Raw genomic sequence first — 15,010 nt, 5'->3', positions numbered from 1 at the left:
TGGCTCCTGCGGCTGGGCTTGAACCAGCGACCGTCCGATTAACAGTCGGATGCTCTGCCAACTGAGCTACGCAGGAATATTCAATTTTCATCCCAACCGGAGTTACCCAATCAGGTGAGCTCCTGCGGCTGGGCTTGAACCAGCGACCGTCCGATTAACAGTCGGATGCTCTGCCAACTGAGCTACGCAGGAATATTCAATTTTCATCCCAACCGGAGTTACCCAATCAGGTGAGCTCCTGCGGCTGGGCTTGAACCAGCGACCGTCCGATTAACAGTCGGATGCTCTGCCAACTGAGCTACGCAGGAATGGCTGTTGTGTTTGAGATTTCTCTCGCGCACAAGTCACATATCTTACATGCATTTCATAATAATGCAAATTACACGCATGTAGGCATGTCGCGCGGAATTTCGCGGAATCAGAGTTCCCCGTAAATCACCAACTTATCTGAATGAAACGCATCAGGCACCGGGCAATATCTCCCCAATGGAAAACAATGCGGCGCTCCCGCCCAGATTGACACGGCCCATGCCGACGGAAGCGTGGATGACACCGCCACGCCGGGACGCTTGGTATGCGGTGAGATGGGTTTTGCCAAGACGACGACTCCAGTAAGGTAGAACATGACAGTGCCCAGACCCGCAAACGGGGTCTTCTACAACGTTGAGCTTCGGAGCAAAGGAACGGGACACGCAGTCAAAACCCGTATCTGAGTCGGCTTTGGCGGTGACGTTCACGAGCAGTCCGTCGAGCTTGCGCAGCGCCGCCATATCGGGATGAAGATTGCGCACAGTTTGCTCATCATCCAGCACGCACAATAAGTCACGGCCGAGCCACGCCTCAACAGGTCGCACGCCCAAGGCTCGCTCCATGGCATCAGTAACCGACACCGGCTCCAAATCATAAGCTGGGAAGTCCATGACGAATACCTCACCGCCAATCGCATCCTGCCGACGAGTCACCGTCAAGTCGCCACTGAGCGTATGGAATACCACTTCGTCAGCATCCGGCTCCACAAAATGCATGACCACATAGGCCGAGGCCAGCGTGGCATGGCCGCAGAGGTCAATCTCACCGCCGGGCGTAAACCATCGCAGATGGTAGCCTTGCGGCTCACGCACGATAAACGCGGTTTCGGAGAACCGGTTCTCCAAAGCGATATGCGTCATCAGTTCATCGGATGGCCACGCTTCCGGCAAACATACCGCCGCAGGATTCCCCTTGAACACCTCATCAGTGAAAGCATCCACCACATACTGTTTTATTGCCACAACAATATTCCTCTCATTTTTCCACCTGACATCCGATATCCAGATCCTCACACGAACACCAGCTGCACAAGCACCATGTACAGCACCGTGCCCCCGGCGATAGACAGCAGCATGTCACGCTTCCACCAGTGCAACACCACGATCGCGAGAACCGATATGACCTCGGGAACGCCGTGCGCACCGACAAACAGCGTCATGTCCTTCAACGAGTACACGACTAACAGACCAGTCATCGCATATGGCAGCACTCGGCCAAGATATTCGATGGTTTGCGGCGGCTGCTTTGAGTCGGGAAATACGATGAACGGCAAGAACCGAGTAATCAGAGTGCCCAGTGACACCACGCCGATGGTGACAACGGCCTGCCAAACAGCCATGGTCATCAGACACTCTTCTCCTGTATATCCCCGGAATGCAAGCCTTCGTCCGGACCGACACCACTTGCCGAGACATCCAGCCATGTTCGCAATACCAGAAACAGCGCCAACATTCCGCCCATGGCCGGAATCATAAATCGTTCCGGGCCGAACATCATCAAACATGTCGCCGAGACCATCACACCGATAAGCGCCAGCAGATGGCGGCGAACAGAATCCGGCATCAACGATGCACCAACAGGTTCCGGAGACCGAACCCGTAACGACGAATTCCCACCTTCACGCAAGTCGGAAGAGGCGGAATCAACAGTTGCCGAAGCCCCTTCCCCATGCTTCTCTCCCATCCATTGATCAAGAAAAATTGAAAGGAACAGCGCAGTAAGCACGAATTCGATACCGTGAGTACTGAACGGCAGTAGACCGCCGACCAGCCAGCCCAAAGTAGTTCCACCGAGCCAATATGCACGGCTGAGCATCGAGACGAACATCATAAACCATCCACGATCCACCCCTAGCGGCACTTGTGTACTGGAATTGATGGCGAACGTCTCATCGATCATCGTGAAAATCAGATAAGGCTTCTTCCAGCCGAGCCCGCGGAACCTACCCAGCATCGACAGCCCATAGAACAGATGACGGGCATTGACCATGAGCGTGAGCAGGAACGCAGACACCGGCGCAAATGCGGAAAGCAGAAGGTTGATGGTGATGAATTCCATGGACCCCGCGAAAATGAAGAACGCCATGGCGAGCGGATACCACAGCGAGAATCCCTTGGCGTGTGCAAGCAACCCGTATGAGCCGCCAAGGAACAGGAATCCTACTGCAATCGGCGAAGTTAAGGGAAGCGCGGCCTTGAACGCCACGGCTAGCACTGCTGCTTCCCTATGTGGTTCCATGCCAACATTCACGATGCGCTTTCCTCCCAACCGTCCGCGCATCTTCCGAGCGAACGATGGCAGGAATTGTAAGCGTACTAAGTACGATAAGTAAAACAAGAATATCTTATACATTCATAAGGTATTCTTATACTCTATGGATAATCGGTATCTCGCCTTGCAGCACATCGTCGAATATGGCAGTTTTTCAGCGGCCGCGGATGAGCTGCACTGCAGCCAATCCGCCATCAGTCAAATGATCTCCTCGCTGGAAAAAGAACTCGGCATCACACTCATCAACCGCCAACGCAATGGCTGCACACTCACCGAGGAAAGCCGACAACTCTACCCGCTTATCGAACGGTATGTCGAAGACGGGTTGCGCATCAGAGAAAAGACCGCCGAGATACTCGGGCTCGACACCGGCGTGATTCGCATGGGTACCATCGCCAGCATTTCGGCCCACTGGTTACCCGGCTTGATCAGTAGCTTCCAGCAGCGTTATCCGAACGTACGATTCACGCTCCACCAAGGCGACTACACCACCATCCAAGAATGGATCCACAACGGCACCATCGACTTCGGATTCATCAATCCTGCCGCTTCGCGTGAAGTCAAGACCATCACCATCAAACAAGGTGAAATGCTCGCCGTGCTCCCCCTCGATCATCCGCTCGCCCAACTCGACTGCGTGCCGTTGAAGGCTCTTGCGCGCGAACCGATGATTTTGCTTGAGGAAGGTCATTATTCGGAACCATTGGAAGCATTCGCATCCGTGGGACTCAAGCCGAACGTCCGACTACGAATCCACGATGACTACTCCATCATGACCATGGTCGAGGCCGGACTGGGCGTGAGCATTCTCGCCGAGCTCATTTTGCACCGCACTAATTACCGACTTGCGCTCAAGCCCACTGATCCACCAGTGCAACGGACCATGGCCATCGCTTATGCTGATTGGAATCGTCTGCCACTCGCTTCCCGACGGTTTGTCGAGCACATTCAGCGCAATATCGAAACGCTGCCCTGAGTCACAAGGAGCTATTCCGGCCCGTACATACATTTTTGCACCGCGCTCAATCAGCACGCTGACCCGCCGCGCCGATCGAGCGCGAGGCCAGACTTCGCGTTGCCGCGGAAGTCAATTGGTGTCACGCCGGTTCTGCTTCTAAATGCCGAGGCGAACGCGTTGGCATTGGGATACCCCACAGCATGAGCCACTTCCTGAACCGGCATGAATGACGAAAGCAGCAGGCGTTTCGCCTCATCGATTCTGCGTGCGACAAGATACGCATATGGTGTGGCACCAGTCACTGTTCTGAATTTGCGCAGATACTGACGCTCGCTCATCATCGCACGCTGAGCAAGCGCGGAAACGGTGATTCGCTCAGCAAAATGCCCATCAATGAACCTGACGCTTTCCCTAACCGCTAGTAGATCGTCATTACCGTGAAATGTAGGGAGAAGCGCCAAATCGGTCAATAGATCGGTGAGTATGCGAGCTCCGATGATGTCCGACTGCGGACTGTTCTGCGTGTAGGCATCCATCAGCATATCGACGGCATTTTCCATGTACGAAATGTTGCCGAGAGGAAATACATTGCCCGCCGCGGCAACGATACACTCGTAGTACATGCGCGCGGAAATGCCGTCGAAATGAATCATGCTGGTTCTGGTTATGGCACTTGTGCTTCCCTCATGCCGACGATAGGTGTCGAACAAAAAGACATCACCCGGGTGCACGTCATATCGCAAAGCCTCCCCATCATCCCAAATCGTCGCATGAAGCGTACCTTCAGTCACGACCCCCAACAGAAAACTGTCGAACCGCTGCCGTTCGAGGCGGAACTCTGACGTGTAGGCGAACCGTCCTATGCGCAACGGAACAAGCAAATTACTCCGTGCGTCGGAGGATGGAGCAGTGATCAATAACGTCGACTCCTCAGAAATGACGTCCTTTTCAACTGGATGAATAATGGCGGGAACGACGTGGCGCCTGTGCAGAGTAAAACGTTGCGTAACCAAGACCTTTCAAATTCCACAGATATTTGCGGACCGGTGCTAGATGATTATTCCTGCCTGAAGGATATCACCTATTGTCGGTTTATATGTGATATATGTCGTTTTTTTGAAGCCTTATCGCATAGAGAAAAAGTCGGAAAAACGTTGCAAAATCAGGCGTTTTAAGGGATTTTGTCCTCATTGGTACAGCGGTATATCGTTTGAGACGTTGGTACGGCGGTGTACCAAACGGTACGTACCCGAGCAACGCCCGTAAAGAACGGTCTTTACGGAAGGTACAGAAGGAGACGCATAATGCGTAATGCGAAAAAGGCAGTTGCGGCAATGGCGGCCATCACTACACTTGTAGGACTTGCCGCATGCGGCAATAGCAGCACAGCCAAGGTGGATACCGATACTGCGAACGCCAAAGGCGAGATTGTGTTCTGGGGCTGGGGCAACGGCATCAAGGAGACCATCGACGCCTTTGAGAAGGCCAATCCGAACATCACTGTCAAGTACAGCAGCACCGGTACCGCCGCTGACACGGCCACCGCACTGCAGAACGCCATAGCCGCCGGCAAGGGTGCCCCCGATGTCATCATGCTCGAAGATGCCACTGTGCCACAATTCGTGGTGGATGGTAGCGTCATTGATCTTTCGCAGTTTGGCGCCGATAAGTTCGCAGACGATTTCGCAGCCGGCCCGTGGGCTAAGATGCTGCAGGAGGGTAAGCCCTACGCCTTACCAATCGACTCCAGCCCGGAAGTGTTCTTCTACAACAAGGCCACATTCGACAAAGCAGGCGTAGACGGCGAATCCATAAAGACCTGGGACGACTATTACGAGGCCGCCAAGAAGGTGCGCGCACTTGGTGGCGATTATTACATCACCAACAGTATCGATTACCAGCCGTTCCTCGCCCAGGCATGGCAGGCCGGAGCGCAACCATTCAAAGTCGACGGCGAGAACATCACCATCAACATGAACGACAAGGGACTGCAACAATATGTTGCATTCCAGCAGAAGCTCATCGATGAGGATCTCATCAATCCGAAGATCACCAACTGGTCCGATGACTGGTATCGCTCGCTCGGCGATGGCACCACTGCAACGCTGAGCATCGGCGCCTGGATGCCCACCGATCTTGAGACCGGTGCCGCCGCAGGCAAAGGTAACTGGCGAGTCGCACAGTTGCCTCAATGGACTGATGGCGAAGAGGCCTCTTCCGAGGACGGAGGATCTTCTCTCGCCATCACAGCACAGTCCAAGAACACCGCCGCCGCCTACAAGTTTGCGGAGTTCCTGACCCACGGTGACGGCGCCAAGGTTATGGCGGATCATGGTACGTTCCCGGCCACAAAAAAGCTGCTCGAGGATCCTTCCTTCCAATCCGAAAAGAATGAGTACTTTGGCAGGCAGGAAGTCAACAAGGTACTTGCCGAGGCTGCGGAACGCAAGGTAAGCAAGTTCCAGTATCTGCCATACAACTCCTTCGCCCAGTCCAAGTACGGAGACGACGTGGTTCCAGCATTCCAAGGTAAGACGACGTTGAAGGATGCGCTTGCCAAGTACGCGAAGACCCTGGCCGATTACGGCACCGATCAGGGATATACCGTCAGCAACCAGTGATTCATGGCGATATAGCAATACTTGGTTCATAGATATCAATCGATTATGAGCGGGGATGCTGCCCCAGTATCCCCGCTCTTTGTATGTTTGATGCCCCTCCGCAGACACGGACCAGGCACTGAACGATTCCCAATCCTTAAGGAAGAAGCAAGCATGTCACCGCAGATAATCTCCGCACAACCAATGATATCGGGCAAGACCGCTACATCATCAGCTATCTCTTTCAAGACAATAAATCAGCATTCCAAGACGGCAAGAGACAACAAGCATAAGGCGGATTGGCGTGGATGGAAGTTCATGTGGCCATTCGCCGCGGTGTTCGTGTTCGTGTTCATCATCCCAATCGTATATGCGGTGTACATCAGTTTCTTCAAAAAGCAGATGATCGGTGGCACTAAGTTCGTCGGATTCGACAACTACGCAAAACTGATGAGTGACATGCAATTCTGGAGCTCGGTGGGTCGTGTGGCTTTGTTCACAGTGGTGCAGGTGCCGATCATGCTGTTCCTCGCGGCCGCGATGGCGTTGGCCATCGATTCGATGAAACTGCATGGCACGAAGTTCTTCCGCATTTCCACGTTCCTGCCGTACGCGGTGCCGGCCGTGGTCTCCACCCTGATCTGGGGATTCATGTATGGCGCCAAATATGGCCTGGTGAGAAGCTTCAACGACCTATTCGGCACGAATCTTGACGTCATGGTCCCCTCGGTGCTGCTGATCTCTATCGGCAACATAGTGACATGGGAATTCGTTGGCTATAACATGCTGATCTTCTACAGCTCCCTTTCCACGATCCCGCATTCCCTGTATGAGGCGGCTTCGATCGATGGCGCTTCCGAGTGGCAGATCGTCAAGTCGATCAAGCTGCCGGAGTTGAAGGGGTCGCTGGCGATCACGGTGATCTTCTCGATCATCGGTTCGTTCCAGCTGTTCAATGAGCCTTCCATTTTGCAGAACATGGTGCCGGGCAATGCGATCACCACGTATTACACGCCGAACATGTACGCGTACAACCTGAGCTTCTCCGGTAACCAGTCGAACTACGCCGCGGCCCTGGCCATCGTCATGGCCGTGATCACCATGGCCATCGCCTACGCGGTCCAGCTCAACAGCATGAAGGAGCAGATGAAGTGACGCGCCTGACGTTGATTGATGGAATGACTGAGACTGTGATTGTGAAGGAGCGTATCTGATGAGTGCAGCAACGAGTGCCCGTTTGACTGAGGCGGAGTTGAGGGCTCAGGAGAAGGCGGCCAGGAGGGCCGAGAGGGAGCGTCAGAAGAGGATCGCCCGTGACGAGGCGGCCGAGAGGAAGCGCAGCGAGAAGGCCGGGTTCGCGAACGTGAACAACCCGCGCCGCTCGACCCTGATGACGATCCTGTGCGCGATCTTCGCCGTCTACTGCCTGTTCCCGTTCGTCTACCTGGCGATCAACGCCACCAAGACCCAGGCCGACTTCACCAGCACGTTCGGTTTGGGCTTCGGCAAGACGTTCGCCCTGTGGGACAACATCGCCACCGTGTTCACGTATCAGAACGGGATCTTCGGCCGTTGGCTGGTCAACACGCTGATCTACGTGGTCGTCGGCGCCGGCGGCGCGACCCTCCTGGCGATCATGGGCGGCTACGCGTTGGCGAAGTTCCGTTTCCCGGGCCGCAAGGCCGTGTTCGCGGTGATCATCGGCTCCATCAGCGTGCCGGGCATCGCCCTGGCGGTCCCGCAGTTCCTCCTGTTCGCCAAGCTCGGATTGACGAACACGCCGTGGGCCATGATCATCCCGTCGCTGATCAGCCCGTTCGGCCTCTACTTGATGTGGATCTTCAGCGAGCAGGCCGTGCCCACCGAACTCCTGGAGGCGGCGCGCGTGGACGGCGCGTCCGAGTTCCGCACGTTCTGGACCATCAGCCTGCCCCTCTTGGCCCCCGGCATCGTGACCACCGCCCTGTTCACGATCGTGGCAACGTGGAACAACTACTTCCTGCCGTTGATCATGCTGAAGGACGCCGACTGGTATCCGTTGACCATCGGCCTGAACCAGTGGAAGGACCAAGCCAGCACGGCCGGCGGCCAGGCGATCCAGAACCTGGTGATCACCGGCTCCCTGATCACGATCATCCCCTTGGTGATCGCCTTCCTGTGCCTGCAGAAGTACTGGCAATCCGGCCTCGCCGCAGGCGCCGTCAAGGAATAAAAGATTCTAGCGCCGGAGAACAAGCATGATATCGATTACGGTTCTCCGGCATTATCTACATCAAATAAGGAGACAGCCATGTCTGCGCATACTGTAACCGTCGACGTAACAACACCTCCATTCACCGGTATTCCGGAACGCTATTACGGCGCCAACAGAGATCCACAAGGCAATGAAATCCGTTTCACCAACTACTACATGACCGTGAACGGCGAACCACGATTCGTGGTTATGGGCGAATTCGAGTTCTCCCGCGTGGAAGCATGGCAGTGGGAGGATGAACTGATCAAACTCAAGATGATGGGCGTAAACGTCATTTCCTTTTACGTGTACTGGATTCATCATGAGGAACATCAGGGCGAATGGAACTTCACCGGCCAACGCGACCTACGTCGTTTCGTACAACTATGCGCCAAGCATGGTTTGTGGTGCGTAGCTCGTATCGGACCGTTCGTGCATTCCGAAACTCGTAATGGCGGTTTGCCTGATTGGCTATATGGCCAGCCATACGAAGTGCGTGAGAATGACCCTGGATTCCTTGCAGCGGTGGATGACTATTACGCCCATGTCGGCGAGCAGCTTAGAGGCCTCATGTTCAAGGATGGAGGCCCAATCATCGCCACCCAGCTCGATAACGAGTACGAGCATTCATCCGCACCATGGGAGTGCACCACCGGAGTGGCCAACGAATGGGTGAATAGCGGCACCAGCGGCGAAGCATATCTCAATGCTCTCAAGACATTGGCTTTGAAGTACGGTTTCGACACTCCGTTTTACACGGCCACCGCATGGGGCAATGCGGTGACCACTGATTCCGCCATCCCGATGTGGGGCGGCTACCCGTACCGCCCATGGCTGTTTTATGGGCCGAACAGCGGCGAACATCCGGCTACCCTGGAATACGATTACCAGGATTTCCACTCCTCCAAGCATATGGCAGAGTCCAAGTACGATATGTTTGAGATGAATTACACGCCCGAAAGCTATCCCTACGTCTGCTGTGAGATGGGCGGCGGCATGTTCTGCTCATACAATTATCGATTCATCTTGCCATGGAAGTCCGTGGACGCAATGGCCAACATTAAAACCGCATCTGGCTGCAACTTCCTGGGCTACTACGTCATCAAAGGAGGCACGAACCCTAAGCGTGAGGGTGGGTTCATGAATGAAGGCCAGTGTCCGAAGATCTCCTACGACTTTCAAGCGCCGCTCGGCGAATTTGCTCAGACCCGTGAGTCCTATAACCGCCTCAAAGTGCTCCACACCTTCGTTCATTCGTTCGAAAGTGAACTCACACCAATGATTCCCGCCCTGCCGATCGGCCAAAACCAAATCGACCCCACCGATACCAAGCCATTGCGTTGGTCAGTGCGGGCGGCGAATCACTCCGGGTTCGTGTTCATCGACAACTTCCAGGATCATGTGCATATGCCGCCCCGCAGTGATGAAACCATCACCATTGAATTCTCTGACGGTGCAGCTCCTGTGACGTTCGACAATATAGGTATTGCCGCGGATGAAAACTGCATACTACCGTTCAATATGTCTCTCCGTAGAGTAACGCTCACCAAGGCAACCGCACAGCCCGTCACTCGCGCAACCGTGGATGGCGAAACTCTCTATGTATTCGTCAAGCCAACTGGCATGCCGGAATCAACCTTCACGTTCGCCTATGGTGCAATCACATCTCAAGGTAGCAACGAATACCGTTGCGACCCCATGGCCCCGATTGAGCGCTTTACGGTGACGCAGGACGGGTCCAAGGTCGACATTATCGTGCTCGACCGCGCGCACGCGGACGAACTGTTCGTCGTGAATTTGGCGGGCGGTATGCCTGGCGAAGATGGTTGCGAGCAAGCACTCATCATTGCCCAAGGCGCGGTGATTCCTGATGAGCACGGCATACGCTTTGAGACCACCGAAGCTAAGAGCAATGTATATGCGCTGCCAGCGGACGTGCTGACCGGCAATGGCTTGCAACCCCTACGCACGGATGAATCCGGCTTCGGCATATACTCGATCGGCGGCGCGGAGGCCAAGGTCCCGTTCAAGCTCGAACGCAAATCCCAGACTCGCTGGACGCTAAGCATCAATCCAAAGGATCTTGACGGTCTCAAGAACGCCTGGGTGGACGTGAAGTACACCGGAGATATCGGTTCCGCCTTCTTCAATGGCGATATGGTTCACGACAACTTCGCTAACGGAGACGTCTGGCAAATCGGTCTGCATGAGTTCACACAACAGCTTGCCGAAGGACCAATGACCCTCTACATCACACCACTCAAGGAAGGTGTGAGTGTGGACGTGGACTCCCCGATGGCGGCTCGAAGCGAGAAAGTCGACAAGGAGACCAGCGAAATCCACTCCGTCGGCATCACACCGATATACGAGTACACGCTTAAGCGCTGGTAAACCAGCAAAGTTCTATAGCCAACCGTTGAACGGTTGGCTATAGAACCGAATTCTTATTCTCCCAAGGAGCACAACATGGCTGCGCGCACAAACAGGAATCGAGTGACTTTACGCGAAGTAGCTCAAGCCTCCGGAGTTTCACTCAAAACCGCTTCGAATGTCATCAATGGCACTGGGCGCATGTCCGAGAAGACTCGAACACATGTTGAAGCAGTCATTAAAGAACTGGGATACAAGGTCAATATGGCGGCACGCAATATGAGTCGCGGGCGCACAGGATTCATCACTCTTGCCATCCCCACGCTCACTCCACCATATCTAGCCGAGCTTGCCAACAGGGTTATCGATGCTGCACGGCAACACGGTTATTCCGTGTACGTTTCCACCTATGAGCACGGGTCGTCAGGCAGCGCACGCGATCTACTGCGCAGTTTCAATTCCACCGTGTCCGACGGCATGATCCTCTCCATGAGCGAAGTCGAAGATATTTCTCCGGAAGATTTGCAGGTGGATTTTCCTCTTGCTGTGGTTGGCGCGCGCACCACATGGGGCATTGTCGACCACATTACACCGAATGATATGCAGGCAGCCGCCAAAGCGGCGGGATACTTGTATGATCATGGTTCCACCAGACTTGCCGTTATAGGCGCTCGTGCTGCCTATGACGAAACCACATTGTTGCAAGCAGAAGAAGGCAATTACCAACTTCGTATGCGCGGCATCATAACAGAAAGCAGGAAGCGTGGTCTTACTCTCAATCCTCAACTGATCGGCATTACTGGGCAGAATTGGACAATCGGCATGGGAGCCCGCACCATGCAACGCCTACTTGATACCCAAATCCCATTTGACGGAATAATCGCGCTGAACGACCAATTAGCAATCGGCGCAATATCCGTGTCATGCATCAACGGAATTTCCATCCCAGACGACATCCAGATAATAGGATTCGACAATATCGAAGAGGACGCATATCTGCAGATCCCTTTGACAAGCATGGATTCACGTTTAGGCTGGGTGGCTTCCACGGCAGTGGAGCGCCTGATTGGCCGTATCCGCGGCACCGTCAGCTCACCGGAGCTACTTACTACTCAATCCGAGGTCATCATTCGAAAATCCACACGATGACCTCGGCCTCCCACCTACATCGATACCTGGGTCAATGGCATGGCAGAGTTGATTGGGAAGTCGGGAGCACTAGGCGCTATACCAGCTTCGACCAAGTTCACGCCGAGCATGGCCACCATAGCACCGTTGTCGGTGCAGAGCTTAATCTGCGGGATGCGCACGTCGACGTCGTAACGCTCACCGTATTCCAGCAACTTGGCCCTGAGCTGCGAGTTGGCGGAGAAACCACCACCAACAATCAACGTGTTGGAACCGTACTGTTCGCAGCCTTTCATAGCCTTACGCGCCAGTACGGTGGCCACTGAATCGGCCAGCGATGCGCATACGTCATCCACTGGAATCTCATGGCCTGCGGCTTGCTCGCCCTCAACCCAGCGTGCCACAGCCGTCTTGACACCTGAGAAACTGAAATCATAGGGGTGCGCAGCCCCGGCCTTGCCTTGCGTCAATCCCATCGGCACCTTGATGGCATGCGGATCGCCGTTCTGGGCATGACGGTCGATATGCGGCCCACCTGGATACGGGAAGCCCAGCAGGCGCGCGACCTTGTCGAAGCACTCCCCTGCCGCGTCATCCAGCGTGGTGCCCACCACGTCAATCTTGCGAGGCATATCCTCCACATGCAACAGTGATGTATGGCCGCCGGAGACGATCAGCGCCAGAGTATCCGGCGGGAACGCACCGAACTGCAGTTGGGTGACCGCAATATGCCCAATCACATGGTTGATGCCGTAGATTGGCTTATTCGCCGCCCAGGCCAGCGATTTGGCTCCGGAAACACCCACAGCAAGGCACCCCGCAAGACCCGGTCCCGCGGAAACGGCAATAGCGTCAATATCTGCCAAGGTCATGTTGGCATCGGCAAGTGCTTTGGATACACATGGCACGAATGCTTCAGCATGTGCGCGGGATGCGATTTCGGGAATCACACCGCCATAACGCGCGTGTTCCTCCATCGAGGAGGCCACGACGTTGGACAGCAGCGTGCGCCCTTGCACGATGGCAGCTGCGGTTTCGTCACAGGTTGATTCGATGCCCAGTACGATTGGTTCGCTCATGATTCCTTACCGTTCTGTTCCGTATGGTTCGTCTGTACGTTCGTTATCCGCTGCGTCATTATCTGGGCCGCCGCTTGCGCTTTGGAAGCCAATAATGCGCGGTTCAAAGTCCAATGCCATGACGTAGGCATCGATACCTTCAGGCTGGTAGTACCGTTTGCGTAGTCCTATACGTTCAAAACCGAAGCCTTTGTATAAAGCGATGGCCGGCTCATTGATGACGCTGACCTCGAGCAGCATGCGCCGCGCGCCCCGCTGACGTGCCCGTGCAATGAGCTCAGTCATCAGAGCGCGCGCGATGCCTTGCCGTTGATATGTCTTGCCGACGCCGACATCCATGATTTCCGCGTCTTCGCCGTCATACCAATAGCCGGCGAAGCCTCGAATCGTATTGGCTTTGCTATCCGCATCAAAGATGTAGGTGCGGCCTTCGCCTTCTATTTCCTGACGTACCGAGGCTTCACTCCACGCATGATTGCCGAAGAGTTCCACTTCCAAAGACCGCATAGCGGCGATGGCGCGTTCATGGCCAAGTTCGTTCGCGTCAATCAACATCAGTTGGTACGCTCCGCACCTTCATGCCCAAGTACGTGCTTGAGCGGAGCTGGAATCTCGGCGTCCGGACGACGCAAGTACAACGGCTCGACTAGAGCGTCAGGTTTGCGTTCGGCGTTCAGCAGGGCTTCACTCGCGAAAATGGACAGGCCCTGCTCGCCTTGATCGAGTACGGAAGATTCCTCGATATCGCCTAAATGCTCGATATGTTCGAGAATGGAGGCATATTTATGCGCACCGTGGCCGACGACATCAACCACAATATGGCCGGCAACGGCCTGCTGGTATTCCCGAGCGGCTTGATTGACACGCTCAACAATGGATTCCGGGTAATCGATATCCATTGCGATAAGTGGCTCGGCAAGCATCGTCCCATCAGTTTTTTCTCCGGTAAGCGGAACCGCACACAGTTCGAAATACAGCTGTTTGCGGCGTGCATCATTGACCGCCAGCGTGAGCACATGGAGGTCGCACGAATCGCCGAGTGTACCGGCCTTGCCTCGGCGGATAAGGTTCCATTGCGCTTGTGGTTCCAGAACATTCTGTCCCAATAGTTTGGCTCCAGTGGCGAACGCCAGCGCCTTGGCGGCTACGATACCTGCTCGCAATCCGGTGAAGGGGGCAGGCCCCACACCTGCCACGATGGTGCTGATATCCGATGGCTGATAGCCTGCCTCGTTCACCGCTCGCGCGATGTTGACCTGCAACTTTTCCACATGGGTGCGAGAATCCGTTTCAACGATGGGCTTATGCCCTACAACGCCTACCGTTGAGCCGAATGACGTGTCAATCACCAGCGTGCAACCCATGTGCTCTCCTCGTATGCATGAACTTCTCAGTGAAACCTTTAGAGAGTGTACATCGAGGAGTCTATGGACGCAGCCGGCTTAGGATGACACGCATGCTTCACTCACGCCATCCGCTCACTACATGTCAAGCACTGACCGGTTTACAGGTTGAAGTTCTTCCATCGCGCGCCGACCGGCACGAAAGTGACGGTGCGCATGCCGTTGCTGGTGAGCTCTGCCGACGGTTCATCCTGTGCATGTTCCAACGGGCGGTCGATATGGATTTCGAGACGTTCGCTGGCCAATGCGGTGGCCATCTGTTCGCCCCACTCCATAAGAATCACCGTGTTTTCGCTGGGATCCTCGAGTTCCTCATCCAATCCCAGCGATTCAAGTTCATCAAGAAGCCGACCAATGGCATCCTGCCCTGGAGCATAGGAGGAGCCTCCCAAACGGTAGGCGTCCACATGGATGAGATGCGCCGGCTCACCATTCGCAAACCGTCCATTCAGCTCACGCGCAATGGTGAACGTTGGCGAGACAATGGGTTCGGTAATGCCAAGTCCTGCGCCGAATCCTTGGGCGAACGTGGTTTTGCCGGCGCCGAGCGGGCCGGACAGGAGCAGTACATCACCACCTTGCATCTGTGAGGCGACTCGTTTACCGAGCTCCTGCATGGCTTCGCTAGTGGGAGCTTCAATGACTTGCTTGTTCATAGA

At 55.0% G+C, this 15,010-nt stretch carries 14 protein-coding genes and 3 tRNA genes; 6 read left to right on the top strand and 11 right to left on the bottom strand.

Annotated elements, in window-relative coordinates; genetic code table 11:
* From CSQ86_RS04535 to CSQ86_RS04510, 6 genes are all read right to left on the bottom strand, one after another.
* Window positions 1-76 (bottom strand) — tRNA-Asn (locus CSQ86_RS04535).
* A 43-nt stretch (window positions 77-119) separates the two neighbouring features.
* A tRNA-Asn gene (locus CSQ86_RS04530) sits at window positions 120-192 on the bottom strand.
* A gap of 43 nt (window positions 193-235) precedes the next feature.
* Window positions 236-308, bottom strand: a tRNA-Asn gene (locus CSQ86_RS04525).
* 153 nt (window positions 309-461) lie between these two features.
* Window positions 462-1,271 carry a PhzF family phenazine biosynthesis protein gene (locus CSQ86_RS04520; RefSeq protein WP_207761553.1) on the bottom strand — a complete coding sequence of 270 codons (810 nt, stop codon included), beginning with the start codon at window positions 1,269-1,271 and terminating at the stop codon, window positions 462-464.
* Between the two features lie 47 nt (window positions 1,272-1,318).
* Window positions 1,319-1,654 (bottom strand): branched-chain amino acid transporter permease, encoded by a 336-nt coding sequence (locus CSQ86_RS04515; RefSeq protein WP_100493932.1) that lies wholly within the window; start codon window positions 1,652-1,654, stop codon window positions 1,319-1,321.
* Window positions 1,654-2,514, bottom strand: a complete 861-nt coding sequence (locus CSQ86_RS04510; RefSeq protein WP_243387615.1) for an AzlC family ABC transporter permease — start codon at window positions 2,512-2,514, stop codon at window positions 1,654-1,656. The genes CSQ86_RS04515 and CSQ86_RS04510 overlap by 1 nt, the downstream gene beginning before the upstream one ends.
* A gap of 169 nt (window positions 2,515-2,683) precedes the next feature.
* Between CSQ86_RS04510 and CSQ86_RS04505 the strand changes: the two genes are divergently transcribed.
* Entirely contained in the window at window positions 2,684-3,556 is an 873-nt protein-coding gene (locus CSQ86_RS04505; RefSeq protein ID WP_100493931.1) for a LysR family transcriptional regulator, read from the top strand.
* A gap of 50 nt (window positions 3,557-3,606) precedes the next feature.
* On the opposite strand, the gene CSQ86_RS04500 is transcribed toward CSQ86_RS04505, so the two are convergent.
* Window positions 3,607-4,551 (bottom strand): AraC family transcriptional regulator, encoded by a 945-nt coding sequence (locus CSQ86_RS04500; protein WP_100493930.1) that lies wholly within the window; start codon window positions 4,549-4,551, stop codon window positions 3,607-3,609.
* Window positions 4,552-4,842: 291 nt separating this feature from the next.
* Here CSQ86_RS04500 and CSQ86_RS04495 point away from each other — a divergent pair, with 291 nt between their 5' ends.
* From CSQ86_RS04495 to CSQ86_RS04475, 5 genes are all read left to right on the top strand, one after another.
* Window positions 4,843-6,159: an ABC transporter substrate-binding protein gene (locus CSQ86_RS04495; protein WP_100493929.1), complete on the top strand. Its 1,317-nt coding sequence runs from the start codon at window positions 4,843-4,845 to the stop codon at window positions 6,157-6,159.
* Between the two features lie 183 nt (window positions 6,160-6,342).
* On the top strand, window positions 6,343-7,293 hold the full coding sequence (locus CSQ86_RS04490; protein ID WP_243387673.1) for a carbohydrate ABC transporter permease: 951 nt from the start codon (window positions 6,343-6,345) through the stop codon (window positions 7,291-7,293).
* Between the two features lie 58 nt (window positions 7,294-7,351).
* Window positions 7,352-8,350: a carbohydrate ABC transporter permease gene (locus CSQ86_RS04485; protein WP_165773747.1), complete on the top strand. Its 999-nt coding sequence runs from the start codon at window positions 7,352-7,354 to the stop codon at window positions 8,348-8,350.
* Between the two features lie 78 nt (window positions 8,351-8,428).
* Window positions 8,429-10,762: a beta-galactosidase gene (locus CSQ86_RS04480; RefSeq protein WP_100493927.1), complete on the top strand. Its 2,334-nt coding sequence runs from the start codon at window positions 8,429-8,431 to the stop codon at window positions 10,760-10,762.
* Window positions 10,763-10,837: 75 nt separating this feature from the next.
* Window positions 10,838-11,890, top strand: coding sequence for a LacI family DNA-binding transcriptional regulator (locus CSQ86_RS04475; protein ID WP_100493926.1), 1,053 nt, complete (start codon window positions 10,838-10,840; stop codon window positions 11,888-11,890).
* A gap of 14 nt (window positions 11,891-11,904) precedes the next feature.
* On the opposite strand, the gene tsaD is transcribed toward CSQ86_RS04475, so the two are convergent.
* The 4 genes from tsaD to tsaE form a co-directional block, all read right to left on the bottom strand.
* Window positions 11,905-12,948 carry a tRNA (adenosine(37)-N6)-threonylcarbamoyltransferase complex transferase subunit TsaD gene (tsaD, locus tag CSQ86_RS04470; protein WP_100493925.1) on the bottom strand — a complete coding sequence of 348 codons (1,044 nt, stop codon included), beginning with the start codon at window positions 12,946-12,948 and terminating at the stop codon, window positions 11,905-11,907.
* Between the two features lie 6 nt (window positions 12,949-12,954).
* Window positions 12,955-13,503 (bottom strand): ribosomal protein S18-alanine N-acetyltransferase, encoded by a 549-nt coding sequence (rimI, locus tag CSQ86_RS04465; RefSeq protein WP_100493924.1) that lies wholly within the window; start codon window positions 13,501-13,503, stop codon window positions 12,955-12,957.
* Window positions 13,503-14,312, bottom strand: coding sequence for a tRNA (adenosine(37)-N6)-threonylcarbamoyltransferase complex dimerization subunit type 1 TsaB (gene tsaB / locus CSQ86_RS04460; RefSeq protein ID WP_100493923.1), 810 nt, complete (start codon window positions 14,310-14,312; stop codon window positions 13,503-13,505). Before tsaB ends, rimI begins: the two co-directional genes overlap by 1 nt.
* A 140-nt stretch (window positions 14,313-14,452) precedes the next feature.
* Complete coding sequence (gene tsaE / locus CSQ86_RS04455) at window positions 14,453-15,007, bottom strand: tRNA (adenosine(37)-N6)-threonylcarbamoyltransferase complex ATPase subunit type 1 TsaE (RefSeq protein ID WP_100493922.1); 555 nt, start codon at window positions 15,005-15,007, stop codon at window positions 14,453-14,455.
* Window positions 15,008-15,010: the final 3 nt, after the last annotated feature.

Source organism: Bifidobacterium felsineum, from assembly GCF_002802915.1.
Classification (GTDB): Bacteria; Actinomycetota; Actinomycetes; order Actinomycetales; family Bifidobacteriaceae; genus Bifidobacterium; species Bifidobacterium felsineum.
The sequence above is the reverse complement of the archived record's forward strand: the minus strand, read 5'-3'. Positions and strand labels throughout refer to the sequence as shown.

Coding starts and splice junctions, on each gene's coding strand:
- rimI (WP_100493924.1), bottom strand. CDS start 13,503: ATGTTGATTGACGCGAACGAACTTGGCCATGAACGCGCCATCGCCGCT.
- CSQ86_RS04505 (WP_100493931.1), top strand. CDS start 2,684: ATGGATAATCGGTATCTCGCCTTGCAGCACATCGTCGAATATGGCAGT.
- tsaB (WP_100493923.1), bottom strand. CDS start 14,312: ATGGGTTGCACGCTGGTGATTGACACGTCATTCGGCTCAACGGTAGGC.
- tsaE (WP_100493922.1), bottom strand. CDS start 15,007: ATGAACAAGCAAGTCATTGAAGCTCCCACTAGCGAAGCCATGCAGGAG.
- CSQ86_RS04495 (WP_100493929.1), top strand. CDS start 4,843: ATGCGTAATGCGAAAAAGGCAGTTGCGGCAATGGCGGCCATCACTACA.
- CSQ86_RS04480 (WP_100493927.1), top strand. CDS start 8,429: ATGTCTGCGCATACTGTAACCGTCGACGTAACAACACCTCCATTCACC.
- CSQ86_RS04515 (WP_100493932.1), bottom strand. CDS start 1,654: ATGACCATGGCTGTTTGGCAGGCCGTTGTCACCATCGGCGTGGTGTCA.
- CSQ86_RS04485 (WP_165773747.1), top strand. CDS start 7,352: ATGAGTGCAGCAACGAGTGCCCGTTTGACTGAGGCGGAGTTGAGGGCT.
- CSQ86_RS04490 (WP_243387673.1), top strand. CDS start 6,343: ATGATATCGGGCAAGACCGCTACATCATCAGCTATCTCTTTCAAGACA.
- tsaD (WP_100493925.1), bottom strand. CDS start 12,948: ATGAGCGAACCAATCGTACTGGGCATCGAATCAACCTGTGACGAAACC.
- CSQ86_RS04475 (WP_100493926.1), top strand. CDS start 10,838: ATGGCTGCGCGCACAAACAGGAATCGAGTGACTTTACGCGAAGTAGCT.